This window comes from Streptomyces sp. CB03234 (assembly GCF_001905885.1).
In the GTDB taxonomy this organism is placed as follows: Bacteria; Actinomycetota; Actinomycetes; order Streptomycetales; family Streptomycetaceae; genus Streptomyces.
This window is the reverse complement of sequence record NZ_LIYH01000002.1, coordinates 287,772-301,455: the sequence shown is the minus strand read 5'-3', so window position 1 is coordinate 301,455 and position 13,684 is coordinate 287,772. Positions and strand designations below refer to the sequence as shown.

Genomic DNA, 13,684 nt, shown 5'->3' with positions numbered 1-13,684 from the left:
CGGCCGGAGAGGCGGCGGGTTACGCCTCGGCGGAGACGCGAACGTTGGCGTTGACCCAGTCCACGATCGACGCCGTCGTCGCGCCGGGCGTGAAGATCTCCGCCACGCCCTTCTCCTTCAGCGGCGCGATGTCCGCGTCCGGGATGATCCCGCCACCGAACACCTTGATGTCCTCCGCGTCGCGCTCCTTCAACAGCTCGAGCACCTTCGCGAACAACGTGTTGTGGGCGCCCGACAGGATCGACAGACCGATCGCGTCCGCGTCCTCCTGGATCGCCGTGTCGACGATCTGTTCCGGCGTCTGGTGCAGGCCGGTGTAAATGACCTCCATACCGGCGTCACGCAGCGCCCGCGCGATCACCTTCGCGCCGCGATCGTGGCCGTCGAGACCCGGCTTGGCCACCACCACGCGGATCGGACCGGTCACACCCATCACTGCCTCCACATGCGTCCCCCGTACCTATATGCCGGGGAGGTGAACGAACGTTATCTACAGCATCCCGCAACCGGCCGTTTCGCGGTGGATAGCGAGGGGGAAATCACACGTGGGACATGTTCGCTACGCGTCGTACCCGCACCGGGCGGCCCATCGGCCACAGGAGAAGCCGGGACGATCGCTACGGGAGCCGCAACGAGGTCGTCGTATCACCGTGCCGCCAGCCGCGCGGCGCGGCGGTACGGCCCCATCGCCACTACCCCTCCGAGCCGGCACCCCAGTTCGGAGGTCGGCCGTGAAGGTCCTGTTGCCCTGGAAGGTGCTGCCCTTCTTTCCGTTACGGCTGTCCGCCGCGCTGATCAAGGCCACCGCCCTGGAGGTGGCGATCCTCGCCGGTCACCTCCTCCTCTACCCCACCGGCATCGCACCGGAACGCCGGCCGCCCACCACCACACCCACCGGCGGCCGCGGCGCCCACCCGCCCACCGTGCTGCTGCACGGCTTCATCGACAACCGCTCCGTCTTCGTCCTGCTGCGCCGCTCCCTCGCCCGGCACGGCCGGCGCCATGTGGAGTCGCTCAACTACTCGCTGTTGACGTGCGACATCCGGGCGGCCGCCGAGTTGCTCGGCCGCCATGTCGAGGAGATCTGCGACCGCACCGGGCACGGCGAGGTCGACATCGTCGGGCACAGCCTGGGTGGGCTGATCGCCCGCTACTACGTGCAGCGGCTCGGCGGTGACCGGCGCGTACGCACCCTCGTCACGCTCGGTACGCCGCACTCCGGCACGACCGCCGCGCCGCTCGCGGGCGCGCACCCGCTGGTGCGCCAGATGCGTCCCGGCTCATCCGTCGTACGGGAGTTGAGCGAGCCGGCCCCGCACTGCCGTACGCGCTTCGTCAGCTTCTGGAGCGATCTGGACCAGTGGATGGTGCCCGTCGAGACGGCGCGCATCGACCATCCGGACCTGATCGCGCGGAATGTCCGCGTCAGCGGGATCGGCCACCTCGCGCTGCCCGTTCACCCCGCGGTCGCGGCCGGCATCCGTGAGGTCCTGGAGTGCGACGGAGCGACCGCCGGAACCTCCGATTCCATGTCGGTGGCCTGACACCACACGACCAGACTTCGAACATTCCTCGAACGTAAGGCCAAAGCTCTGCCCACACTCCGCCGAAAGGCGGCCGAATGCCCGTTTCCCCCGGGCCTAAAACCCACGGAAGATTGTCGCTTGCGCGTACCGCCGGGTACAGTCGCGCCCACTGCTTTCCCCTCTGGGTCGCCCCTTCGCCGGGGCCGATCCCAGACCTGGTCCTGCTGCCGAGGCGAGAGAGAAGTTGGTGAACGACCAGCACCCCCACGCCGGGTACGTCGGAAACGACGCGTATTCCACGGGCAGCTTCGAGACCGGCAGTTTCGAGACCACCGGCAGCTTCGAGACGGATCCCCTCTTCGGCGCCCTTCCCGGCACGTACGAGAACGCCTACGAAAGCAGCAGCGGTAGCAGCGGCGGCTACTACGCCGACCCCGGCGGACAGAGCGGCCAGTACGACAGCAGCCAGTGGGCCGCCGCCACCGCCCCCCAGCAGTGGGCCACCACGGACACCACCGGGTACGTCGAATACTCCGAGCACACCGGGCAGTGGGACGCAGGCGCCTGGAGCGAGGCGAGCGCGTACGACACCACCGGCCAATGGAACGTGGCCGCCGCGGCCACCGCCTCCTACGACAACGGGGCCTACGACGCCACCGCCTGGAACTACGCCGCCGCGCCGGCCGAGACGTTCACCGTCCCCGAGCAGTACGACTATGCGGCCGCCGACCAGCTGCCCACGCCGGAACCCCACACGGAACCCGAGCACGAGCCCGAGCACGAGGCCGCGGCCGAACCGGAGCTCGCGTACGAGCCCGCCCACGAATACGAGCCCGAGCCCGAGCCCGCCTACGAGTACGAGCCCGAGTCGCAGCCCGAGCCCGACCCCGCCGCCGCGGCCGCCGCCGCGGCCGTGCATGAAAGCCCCACCCAGACCGCGCTCGCCCCCGTCGTTCCCCGCCCCGCCCGAGGCAGCCGCGGCCGTCGCCGCACCCCCGCCAAACGTTCCGCGCTCCTCACCGTCGCCGTGCCCTCCGCCTGCGTGATGGGCGTCGCCGGTATCGCCGCCGCATCGGTCAGCGGCCTCACGGGCAGCGCCACCGGCGAGACCAAGAGCGACGAGAAGGCGGTGACCGCCGCGGACCCGGCCGCGGTCCAGCCGGTCGTCGCCAACAGCGAGCTCGACACCCAGCTGGCCGCACTCAGCGCCGACGCCCGCGACTTCGGCGACCGCGCCAGCCGCACCCAGGAGCGCATCGACCTCAAGGCGCGCCAGGAGGCGGAGCGCAAGAAGCGCGAGGAGGAGGCGGCCCGCCGGGAGGCGATGCGCCCCAAGTTCGCCCTCCCCGTCGAACTGCACCAGCTCAGCGCGCGCTACGGGCAGGCGGGCGTCAACTGGATGTCCCTGCACACCGGTATCGACTTCCCGGTCCAGTACGGGACGCCCGTGATGGCCGCGACCGACGGCACCGTCCGCACCCAGTGGAACAGCGCGTACGGGAACATGGCGATCGTGACCGCCAAGGACGGCACCGAGACCTGGTACTGCCACCTCAGCAGCACCAAGATCCGGTCCGGCGAGGTCAAGGCGGGCGACGTCATCGCGTACTCGGGCAACTCCGGCAACTCCACCGGGCCCCACCTCCACTTCGAGGTACGGCCCGGCGGCGGCGCCGCGATCGACCCGCTGCCGTGGCTGCGCAGCCACGGCCTCGACCCGACCAGCTGAGAACCGCTACAGCTTCTCGACCGGCGCGTACCGCAGCAGCAGCCGCTTCGGCTTCTCGTCACCGAAGTCGATCGTCGCCTGCGCGTCCGCGCCCACTCCCGTCACCGCCATCACGGTCCCGAGCCCGAACTGGTCGTGCGTCACCCGGTCCCCGACCGCCAGCGAGATCACCGGCTTGTCCGTCGTACGCCGGGTGGCGAAGCCGGACGGGCCGCCGCCGCGCGACCGCGCCGAGAGTGACGAGGACAGCGACGACGCGATCCCGGACGTCGGACCGGCGGGCTTGGCCATCGCGCCCGTACGCTTCCACTCCAGGTGCTGTCCCGGGATCTCCTCCAGGAACCGCGACGGCGGGTTGTACGAGGGCTGGCCCCAGGCGCTGCGCATCGTCGAGCGCGTGAGGTAGAGCCGCTCGCGGGCGCGGGTGATGCCGACGTACGCCAGGCGCCGCTCCTCCTCCAGCTCCTTGGTCTGGCCGAGGGCGCGCATGTGCGGGAAGACGCCGTCCTCCATACCGGTCAGGAACACCACCGGGAACTCCAGACCCTTGGCGGTGTGCAGCGTCATCAGTGTGATGACACCCGAGCCTTCCTCGTCCTCGTCGGGGATCTGGTCGGAGTCGGCGACGAGAGCGACCTGCTCCAGGAACTCGGCCAGGGTGCCCGTGCCTTCGCCCTCGCCGCGCTCCTGCTCGAATTCGAGGGCGACGGCGGCGAGCTCCTGGAGGTTCTCGATCCGGGTCTCGTCCTGCGGGTCGGTGGAGGCCTGGAGCTCGGCGAGGTATCCCGTCCGCTCCAGCACGGCCTCCAGGACCACCGCCGGGCCGGCGCCCGAGTCCACGATCGTGCGCAGCTCCTCCATGAGCGTGTTGAACCGCTTCACGGCGTTCGCCGACCGGGCCGCCATGCCGTACGCCTCGTCGACGCGGCGCAGCGCCTGCGGGAAGGTGATCTTCTCGCGCAGCGCCAGCGCGTCGATCATCGCCTCGGCGCGCTCGCCGATGCCGCGCTTGGGGACGTTGAGGATGCGGCGCAGCGGGACGTTGTCCTCGGGGTTGGCCAGGACGCGCAGGTACGCGAGGACGTCCCGGACCTCCTTGCGCTCGTAGAAGCGGACGCCGCCGACGACCTTGTACGGCAGGCCGACGCGGATGAAGATCTCCTCGAAGACACGGGACTGGGCGTTCGTCCGGTAGAAGACGGCGACGTCGCCGGCCTTCGCCTCGCCCGCGTCCGTCAGCCGGTCGATCTCGTCGGCGACGAACTGCGCCTCGTCGTGCTCGGTGTCCGCGACGTACCCGATGATGCGGGCGCCCTCACCCGCGTTGGTCCACAGGTTCTTGGGGCGGCGGCTCTCGTTGCGCTCGATGACCGCGTTGGCGGCGGACAGGATGGTCTGTGTGGAGCGGTAGTTCTGCTCCAGCAGGATCGTCGTCGCGTCCGGGTAGTCCTCCTCGAACTGGAGGATGTTGCGGATGGTCGCGCCGCGGAAGGCGTAGATCGACTGGTCGGCGTCGCCGACGACGCACAGCTCGGCCGGGTCCAGGTCCTCGTACCCGGTCCCCACCAGTTCGCGTACGAGGGTGTACTGGGCGTGGTTGGTGTCCTGGTACTCGTCGACGAGGACGTGGCGGAAGCGGCGGCGGTAGTGCTCGGCGACGTCGGGGAAGGCCTGGAGCAGGTGGACCGTCGTCATGATGATGTCGTCGAAGTCCAGGGCGTTGGCCTCGCGCAGCCGCGCCTGGTACATCCGGTACGCCTCGGCGAGCGTCTTCTCGAAACCGTCGGCGGCCTGGTCGGCGAAGGCCTCCTCGTCGATCAGCTCGTTCTTCAGGTTGGAGATCTTGGCGCTGAACGACTTCGGCGGGAACTTCTTGGGGTCGAGGTCCAGGTCGCGGCAGACCAGCGCCATCAGCCGCTTGGAGTCGGCGGCGTCGTAGATCGAGAAGGACGATGTGAAGCCGAGCTTCTTCGACTCGCGGCGCAGGATGCGGACGCACGCGCTGTGGAAGGTCATGACCCACATGGCGTTGGCGCGTGGGCCGACGAGCTGCTCGACGCGCTCCTTCATCTCGCCGGCGGCCTTGTTGGTGAAGGTGATCGCCAGTATCTGGCCCGGGTGGACATGGCGGGTGCCCAGCAGGTGGGCGATGCGGTGGGTCAGCACCCGGGTCTTGCCGGAGCCGGCGCCGGCGACGATGAGCAGCGGCGAGCCGGTGTGCACGACGGCGGCGCGCTGCTGCTCGTTCAGCCCCTCCAGCAGCGCGGCGGGGTCGACGACGGGGCGCGGGGCGCCGTCGCGGTAGTACGCGTCCCGGGCGCCCCTGGCCGGGGGCACGTCGAAGCGGTCCCCGAAGAGGTCGTGCGGGATCTCCTCCGCGGCCGGGGCGTCCCCGGGGCCCTCGGAGTCCTCGGGCGGCGGCGGGTGCTCCTCGGAGGTGTGGTTCCGGAGGTCCGCCAGGAAACTGTCGTCAAAGAGGCTGCTCATCGCCTATCGAGTCTAGGCCGCCCCACTGACAGCCGTGGACGAACGGCCGATGCGCCGACAACAGACCCGATTCGTCACCCTCCGTATCGATTCGACGACATCACGCCAAGGTCACGAAAACGTATCGGGCATATCGAACATCATCCTTCACAGCACCACCACAGGTTGGCTAGCGTGCTCGCCCAAGCGGTCCGTTTTCCCCTCGGCGAACCACGCCAATCGGATCACCCACGCCGAATTCGTGCTGCGCTCATGGCAGTTCGGAACCGGGACCCCAAGGGCACCTTCCGTTCCGCCCGAACCTGACAGCTGACCCGGTAGGCGGTCCACGGAAGGAGATGCCGGCCTTGGCGTCGCATCGCAAGCCGCGCACGCGCACCTTGCAGACCCTGCATGCACACTCCCCCGCCGTCGGGGTCACGACGGCCGCCGCCCTGGCCTCGGTCACGCTCCTGTCGTCACAGAGCGCGACCGCCGCTCCCGGCGCGCCGGGCGACCCGGACCGGGGGCCGACGGTCGAGGAGGTCCAGAGAAAGGTCGACGACCTCTACCGGCAGGCGGGCACGGCGACGCAGCGGTACGACAAGCTCGACGACGCCGCCCGGCGTACGGAAGCGCTGGACGAGCCCCGCCGCGCCTTCGGCAGCTACGCGGCCGCCCCGTCCCGCTCGGGCGGGCCGGGTCCTGCCGCGCCGCTGGTCTTCCCGGAGAGCCCGCAGTCGTTCGTGGACCAGGCACAGCCGATGGACCGGCTCACCGACCGGCAGCACGAGACGCTCACCGAGTACGAGACGCGGCAGGCGGAGGCCGCGAAGCGGCGGGCGGAGGCGACGCGCGAGCTGGAGTCGCTCACCGCGTCGCAGGCGTCCCTCCGTGCCACCAAGCAGACCGTGCAGCGGAAACTGAGCGACGCGCGGGCGCTGCTGTCGCGCCTGACGGGCGAGGAGCGGGCGCGGCTCGCGGTGCTGGAGCGCGAGCGAGAGGAGGAGGCCCGCCGCCGGGCCGAGGTGAAGGCGCGGGCGGAGGCTGGGGCACGGGCGGAGGCTGGGGCACGGGCGGAGGCGGAGGCGCGGGCGGAGGCAGAGGGGGCCCGCGAGCACCGCACACAGCCGTGGCGGCACGAGCGGCATCCGGCCGTGGACGGCGGCTGCACCGCCAAGGCCGGCAAGGTCCTGGCCTTCGCCGAGGCGCAGATGGGCAAGCCGTACGTCTGGGGCGCGACCGGCCCGAGCTCGTACGACTGCTCCGGGCTCACCCAGGCCGCGTGGCGGGCGGCGGGCGTCGACCTGCCCCGTACGGCCTGGGACCAGGTGAAGGCCGGGACGCGGGTCGCCGTGGAGGATCTGCGCCCCGGCGACCTGGTGTTCTTCCACGACGACATCAGCCACGTCGGCATCTACAAGGGCGAGGGCAAGATGATCCACGCCCCCAGGCCCGGTGCGAACGTCCGCGAGGAGTCCATCTACTCCCTGCCCGTCCACAGCAGCGTGCGCCCGGCCTGACATGACCTGACATGACCTGACACGAACGTGACATGGGGGGGAACCATGACCGACCGCCGGCTCACCGTCCTGTTCGTACCGGAGAGCGCCTACGGGCCGACGAACAACTGCGTCGGTATCGGGGACGTACTGCGCCGGCGGGGCCATCGGGTGGTGTTCGCCGCCGAGGCGTCCTGGCGCGGGAGGCTGAGCGCGCTCGGCTTCGAGGAGGACCTGGTCGACCTGGCGCCCCCGGCAGAGGGCGCGCAGGATCCCGGACAGTTCTGGAAGGACTTCGTCCGGGACACCGCCCCGGAGTTCCGCAAGCCGACCTTCGAGCAGCTCGGCACCTGGATCAAACCGGTCTGGGAGGAGCTGGTCGCGGGCGCCCGCCACTGCGAGCCGCAGCTGAAGCGGATCATCGAACGGGTGCGCCCGGACGTGATCGTCGAGGACAACGTGGTGGCGTTCCCCGCCCTGCTGACGGCCGGCGTGCCGTTCGTGCGGATCACCTCCTGCAACCCGCTGGAGATCAAGAGCCCCGGCGTCCCGCCCGCCTTCTCCGGCCACCCGGCCGACGACGACTCCGGCTGGGCGGCCTTCCGGACCGAGTACGACCGCACGCACCGGGCACTGTGGGAGGACTTCAGCGGGTGGGTGGCCGAGCAGGGGGCGCCGCCGCTGCCGGAGCTGGAGTTCATCCACGAGGGCGGCACCAACCTGTACGTGTATCCCGAGGCGGCGGACTACGCGCGCGTGCTGCCGCCCCACTGGCATCGCCTGGACTCGTGCGTACGGGAGACGGACGAGGCCTTCGCCGTGCCGCCGTCCCTCGCCGAGCGCGGCGGGGCACTGGTCTACTTCTCGCTCGGATCGCTGGGGTCGGCGGACGTGGAGCTGATGCGCCGCGTCATCGGGGTCCTGGCGAGGACGCCCCACCGCTACATCGTCTCCAAGGGCCCGCTGCACGACGAGATCGAGCTGGCGCCGAACATGTGGGGCGCGGAGTTCCTGCCGCAGACGTCCGTCCTGCCGCTCGTCGACCTGGTGATCACGCACGGCGGCAACAACACGACGACGGAGGCGCTGCACTTCGGCAAGCCGATGATCGTACTGCCGCTGTTCTGGGACCAGTACGACAACGCGCAGCGCGTGCAGGAGCTGGGCTTCGGTGTCCGGCTGGACACCTACCGGTTCACGGACGAGGAGCTGACCGGGGCCCTGGAGCGGCTCCTGGGCGACACGGCGCTGCGCGAGCGGCTGGCCGCGACGGGCGCGGTGATCCGGGAGCGGGACGGGCTGCGGCGGGCGGCCGGCCTGATCGAGGAAGCGGCCGCCCGGGGCGCCTGAGGGGCGGTCAGGTCCAGAGCGTGGCGATGAAGATGTTCGCCATGGTGAGGCCGCCCACGGCGCCGAAGACGGCCTTGTCGACCCGCTCCTCGTCGCGCTTGACGTACACCAGGCCGAGGATGACGACCAGGATCGCCAGCTTCACACCGATCTTGATGTTGTTCACGGCCTGGTCGTCGGCCTGGTTGAGGCCGACCAGGACCACTCCCGTGACCAGCATCGTCAGCGCGCCGTGCAGCATCGCGGGGCCGAGGCGCGCCGTACCCTCCCCCATCGCCTTCATCTGGGTCAGGAAGCCGCCCAGGAGAGCGGCGATACCGATGATGTGCAGCGCGACGAAGACATTGATGAGTACGTCCATGGGGCGGAGCCTAGCCGGGGCAATACCACCGGCCGTCGGTCAGGGTTGCCTCATTCGTCGCATCGGTCACGGCTGATAACGGAATGCGGGATTCCGGCAGCGTGCCCCCTCTCAATCCGCCCGCGAAGCCTCACCTACGGCCAATTGCGGTCATGCCCGCGCCCGCCCGTGACTCCCAGGTTTAGCGTCCTCCCCCAGGCCCCGTCCCGCCGGGGACGACCGAAGGGAAGTGACCCGCCACCGTGGCAGCGCACCGGAAACCCAAGCAGCGGACGCTGAGCAGCCGCACGGCCCTCACCCTGGCGCTCGCCGGGGTGGCCGGCGCCACCGCCTTCGAAGGTTCCGGGCACGCCGAGCCCCGCCTCACACCCGCCCAGGTCAAGGCGCGGGCCGACCGGCTGTACCAGGAGGCCGAGGAGGCCACCGACAAGTACAACGGCGCCAAGGAGGAGGTGCGGCGGGCCGAGGCGTCGCTGGAGGCGCTGCGCGACGAGGCCGCCCGCCGGACCGCCCGCCTCAACGCCGCCCGCGACGCGCTCGGCTCCATGGCCACGGCCAGTACCGGAACGGCGGCCTCGACCCCGCCGTCCAGCTCGCCCTCTCCACCGACCCCGACACGTACCTACGAGGCGCCGCCCTCGCGGAACGGGTCGGCGACCGGCGGTCCACCGCCGTCGCCGCCGCCCGCAGCCAGGTCACCGAACTCGCCCGGCTACGCGCCGAGGCCGCCGGCCGGCTGCGTGAGCTGAAGGCCCGGCGGGCCGAGCTGGGCCGCCACAAGGCGACCGTCCAGGGCAGGATCGCCGCCGCCGAGCGGCTCCTGGCCCGGCTCACCACCGCCCAGCGCGCCGCGTACGACGGCGCCTCGGGTACGGGGCGGGCGGCCGCGCCTACGGAGCGGGCGGCCGCGCCACAGGGCCCGGTCCGGGCGCCCAACCCGCGTGCCGCGCAGGCCGTCTCGTACGCGTACGGAGCCTTGGGCAAGCCGTACGTGTGGGGCGCCACCGGGCCCTCCGCCTTCGACTGCTCGGGGCTCACCCAGGCCGCCTGGCGTTCCGCCGGGGTGTCGCTGCCCCGCACCACGTACAGCCAGATCGACGCCGGACAGCGCGTGTCCCGTTCCGCCCTGGCCCCCGGCGACCTGGTGTTCTTCTACTCGGGCGTCAGCCATGTCGGCCTCTACATCGGCGGCGGCAGGATGATCCACGCCCCTCGCCCCGGTGCCCCCGTACGGATCGCGCCCATCGACGAGATGCCGTGGGCGGGCGCGACACGCGTGGCGTGACGTCCGGGCACTACGGGCGGCCCCCGACGGACAAGGCCCCCCGGCCCGTCCCGGACCCGGCCCCTTGGCCCACGCCCGCGGCCATCCCCGCGCCGGACCCCTGGCCCTGGCCCTGGGCCCCGTCCGGCACCTGGTCCTGCCCCGCGTCCGGCGCCTGGTCCTGGCCCGCGGCACCGGGCCCCGCGCCGGCTCCCGCGTCCGGCCCCGTGCCCTCGGTGCGGAACTGCTGCGTGAGCCACTGGAAGACCGACGGGACCTCCCGTACCCAGGTGCTCACGCGGTGACCGCCGTAGACCTGCTGGACGTCGATGCGCGTCGGCGCCCTGGACGCCTCCCGCAGCGCGACGCCCTGCTGGTAGCCGTCGCCCCCGTCGCCGGTGAGCAGCAGCGTGACCCGGGGCGGGACCGGGGCGGCCTTGAGCATGGTGAGCGGGTTGTGGGCGTGCCGCAGCTCCGGGTCCTTGCCGGTGAGCGAGGACGGCTCGGCGGCCGGGTCGTTGTAGCCGGACATGCTGACGCCGAACCGGTAGCGGTCGGGGTGGGCGATGGCCAGCTTCGTGGCGCAGTGGGCGCCCGACGAGAACCCCACGACCGCCCAGCCGTCGGCCCTGTCGGAGGCCCGGAAGTTGTCGATGACCATCTTGCGTACGTCGACGCTGAGCCATGTGTCGGCGTTGATCTTGCCGGGCACGTTGGCGCAGCCGGTGTCGGTGTGGCCGAGGAGGTGGCTGCGCGGCGCGACGAGGATGAACGGCTCGACGGTGCCGTTCCGCATCAGCGGCTCCAGCTGCTTGTTGGCGTGCATGCCGACGAACCAGGACTTCGGCGAGCCGGGGAAGCCGGAGAGCAGCTCCACGACGGGGAACTTCTTGTCCTTGTGGGCCGGGTCGTCGTACTGCGGCGGGAGCCAGACGTACACCTCGGCCTTCACCCCGGATATCCCGCCCTTCAGGATGGTCTTCTGGACGCCGGGGCCCATGGTGGGGTCGTCGACGGGCGTGAAAGTCTGCCTGACCTTCGGCAGGTCGGAGATGCGCTTGCCGCCCAGCCCGTCCGGGCCGAGGTCGATGGCGGAGTCGACGTGGTCGCTGGTGCCCAGCAGGTCGTCCCAGCTGTCGTACAGCCCGTTGACGTTGTTCACGGCGACGAAGACCACGACGATCGCCGTGAGCTGTGCGAAGGCCACCATGCCCAGCCGCGTCGCGCCCCGGACGAGTGCGGGGCCGCGCACGCGGCTCCACAGCGCCAGGGGCAGCAGGACGGCGATCACGGCCAGCACGACCGCGGTCACGAGGAAGGGGGTACCTGTCAGGCTCATCACGGGGAGTAGGAGGGGGCCTGAGCCGTGCTGGTTGCCGCTCCTATGTACCGGTTACCTCACAAATACGCCCGGCGGGATCCGGCAGGCGTCACACCAGACGGCGGGCGGTCGCCCAGCGGGTCAGCTCATGCCGGTTGGACAGCTGCAGCTTGCGCAGCACGGCCGAGACGTGCGACTCGACCGTCTTCACCGAGATGAACAGCTGCTTGGCGATCTCCTTGTACGCGTATCCGCGCGCGATCAGCCGCAGGACCTCCCGCTCGCGCTGGGTGAGCCGGTCCAGGTCCTCGTCGACCGGCGGGGCGTCCGTCGAGGCGAACGCGTCCAGCACGAACCCGGCCAGCCGGGGCGAGAACACGGCGTCGCCCTCCTGGACCCGGAAGATCGAGTCGACCAGGTCCGCCCCCGTGATCGTCTTGGTGACGTACCCGCGCGCGCCGCCCCGGATGACGCCGATGACGTCCTCGGCGGCGTCCGAGACGGACAGGGCCAGGAACCGTACCGGGTTCTCGGGGGCCGACATCAGGCTCGCGCAGCGGCGCAGCACCTCGACACCGCCGCCGCCCGGCAGGTGGACGTCGAGGAGGACCACCTCGGGGCGGGTCGCGGTGATCACGGTCACCGCCTGGTCGACGTCGGCGGCCTCCCCGACCACCTCCACGCCGGTCGTCTCGGTCCGCCCGATCTCCGCCTGCACGCCGGTGCGGAACATCCGGTGGTCGTCCACCAGGACGACCCGTACCCGCCGCCCCGCGTCGGCTGCAGTCGTCGTGTCCTCGGTCATCCGTCCACCCTCTCCATCTCCAGCTCCACTTCGGTGCCGTCTCCCGGCACCGACCGCAGCCGCGCGGTGCCTCCGTTGCGCTGCATCCGGCCGATGATCGATTCTCGTACGCCCATCCGGTCGGCGGGTACGGCGTCGAGGTCGAAGCCCGGCCCCCGGTCCCGTACGGAGACGAAGACCGTCCGGCCCTCGACCTCCGCGTACACCTGCACCGCCCCACCCCGGCCACCGTACTTGGCGGCGTTGACCATGGCTTCCCGCGCGGCCTGCATCTGGGCGGCCAGTTTCTCGTCGAGCGGGCAGTCGCCGACGACCACGACCTCCAGGGGCACGCCGTGCTTGTCCTCGACCTCGGCGGCGGTCTTCTTGACCGCCTCGGCGAGCGTGTCCGGCTCCTGGTCCTCGTCCTTGCCGGTGCCCTCCGGCCGGTACAGCCAGTTGCGCAGCTCGCGCTCCTGCGCGCGGGCGAGCCGCCGGACCTCGCCCGGGTCGTCGGCGTTGCGCTGGATCAGGGTGAGGGTGTGCAGGACGGAGTCGTGTACGTGGGCGGCGACCTCGGCCCGCTCCTGGGCGCGGATGCGCATGGTGCGCTCCTCGGACAGGTCCTGCGACATCCGTACCAGCCACGGTCCGGCGAGCAGGGTCATCCCGGCGAGGACGGCTATCGCGGCGGTGAGGGCGGTGCCGAGCTGGGCGGCCGAGCCGCGCACCACCATGAACACGGTCAGGCCCATGCCGACGAGCGCGACGCCCGCGAGGCCCCGCACCAGCTGGAAGAGCCGTTTGCGGCGGCCCGGCTCGGTCCAGCTGGCGCGGCGCGCGTTGTCCACCTGCCGCCACACCAGGACGACGCCGACGCCGACGAGCAGGGTGGGCCATACGTACCGGTTGGCGTCGCTGCCGAGGTCGACGCTGCTGACGAAGCCGATCGCGCCGATGGTGAGCGCGACGAGCGCCACGATCTGGCCCTTGTCGGGCTTGCGGAGCCTGCGCCGCCCGTCGGGGGTGGTGGCGAAGACGGAACGCGGCTCGGCGGACCGGCCGCCGACGCCCAGCGGGACGACGATCCAGAAGACGGCGTAGACCAACACACCGAGGCCGTCGGCCAGGAAGAGGGCGAGGAAGACCAGGCGTACCCAGACCACGGGCAGCCCGAGGTGCCCGGCCAGGCCGCGCGCGACGCCGCCGAGCATCCGCCCGTCGGCGCTGCGGTAGAGCTTGCGCACGGGTGGTTCGTCGGTCGTCTCGGGTGGGCGGGCGGCGACTGGCATGCCCCGATCGTCACACGCCGGCCGCCGCCGGACATCAGGGCCGTCCCTCATCCGACCCTGAGAAACGCCCTGTTCTCCGAGAGGCGGTA

General features: G+C 71.5%; 10 protein-coding genes and 1 pseudogene. 5 read left to right on the top strand and 6 right to left on the bottom strand.

Going from position 1 to position 13,684, the window contains the following annotated elements:
- Positions 1–19: 19 nt before the first annotated feature.
- A complete protein-coding gene (locus AMK26_RS08190; RefSeq protein ID WP_073753619.1) occupies positions 20–433 on the bottom strand; it encodes a cobalamin B12-binding domain-containing protein in 414 nt (137 codons plus the stop codon).
- A 298-nt stretch (positions 434–731) separates the two neighbouring features.
- Between AMK26_RS08190 and AMK26_RS08185 the strand changes: the two genes are divergently transcribed.
- Together AMK26_RS08185 and AMK26_RS08180 are read left to right on the top strand one after the other, a co-directional pair.
- Positions 732–1,544, top strand: a complete 813-nt coding sequence (locus AMK26_RS08185) for an esterase/lipase family protein (RefSeq protein ID WP_073753617.1) — start codon at positions 732–734, stop codon at positions 1,542–1,544.
- Between the two features lie 229 nt (positions 1,545–1,773).
- Positions 1,774–3,255: a M23 family metallopeptidase gene (locus AMK26_RS08180; protein ID WP_073753615.1), complete on the top strand. Its 1,482-nt coding sequence runs from the start codon at positions 1,774–1,776 to the stop codon at positions 3,253–3,255.
- Between the two features lie 6 nt (positions 3,256–3,261).
- On the opposite strand, the gene pcrA is transcribed toward AMK26_RS08180, so the two are convergent.
- Positions 3,262–5,742, bottom strand: a complete 2,481-nt coding sequence (gene pcrA / locus AMK26_RS08175; RefSeq protein WP_073753613.1) for a DNA helicase PcrA — start codon at positions 5,740–5,742, stop codon at positions 3,262–3,264.
- 338 nt (positions 5,743–6,080) lie between these two features.
- On the opposite strand from pcrA, the gene AMK26_RS08170 reads away from it, so the two are divergent.
- Positions 6,081–7,244: a C40 family peptidase gene (locus AMK26_RS08170; RefSeq protein WP_073753611.1), complete on the top strand. Its 1,164-nt coding sequence runs from the start codon at positions 6,081–6,083 to the stop codon at positions 7,242–7,244.
- 45 nt (positions 7,245–7,289) lie between these two features.
- On the top strand, positions 7,290–8,573 hold the full coding sequence (locus AMK26_RS08165; RefSeq protein WP_073753609.1) for a glycosyltransferase: 1,284 nt from the start codon (positions 7,290–7,292) through the stop codon (positions 8,571–8,573).
- Positions 8,574–8,580: 7 nt separating this feature from the next.
- Here the strand turns inward: AMK26_RS08165 and AMK26_RS08160 are convergent, their stop codons facing one another.
- The gene (locus tag AMK26_RS08160) at positions 8,581–8,934 is read right to left on the bottom strand and encodes a hypothetical protein (RefSeq protein WP_073753607.1); all 354 of its coding nucleotides are present in this window, start codon (positions 8,932–8,934) and stop codon (positions 8,581–8,583) included.
- 242 nt (positions 8,935–9,176) lie between these two features.
- Here AMK26_RS08160 and AMK26_RS08155 point away from each other — a divergent pair.
- Positions 9,177–10,219 (top strand): annotated as a pseudogene (locus AMK26_RS08155) (NlpC/P60 family protein).
- Positions 10,220–10,229: 10 nt separating this feature from the next.
- On the opposite strand, the gene AMK26_RS08150 reads toward AMK26_RS08155, so the two are convergent.
- The 3 genes from AMK26_RS08150 to AMK26_RS08140 all read right to left on the bottom strand — a co-directional run bounded on the left by AMK26_RS08150 (position 10,230) and on the right by AMK26_RS08140 (position 13,595).
- A complete protein-coding gene (locus AMK26_RS08150; RefSeq protein WP_079277496.1) occupies positions 10,230–11,537 on the bottom strand; it encodes an alpha/beta hydrolase in 1,308 nt (435 codons plus the stop codon).
- 91 nt (positions 11,538–11,628) lie between these two features.
- Positions 11,629–12,324 carry a LuxR C-terminal-related transcriptional regulator gene (locus AMK26_RS08145; protein ID WP_073753603.1) on the bottom strand — a complete coding sequence of 232 codons (696 nt, stop codon included), beginning with the start codon at positions 12,322–12,324 and terminating at the stop codon, positions 11,629–11,631.
- The gene (locus AMK26_RS08140) at positions 12,321–13,595 is read right to left on the bottom strand and encodes an ATP-binding protein (protein WP_073753601.1); all 1,275 of its coding nucleotides are present in this window, start codon (positions 13,593–13,595) and stop codon (positions 12,321–12,323) included. The genes AMK26_RS08145 and AMK26_RS08140 overlap by 4 nt, the downstream gene beginning before the upstream one ends.
- Positions 13,596–13,684: the final 89 nt, after the last annotated feature.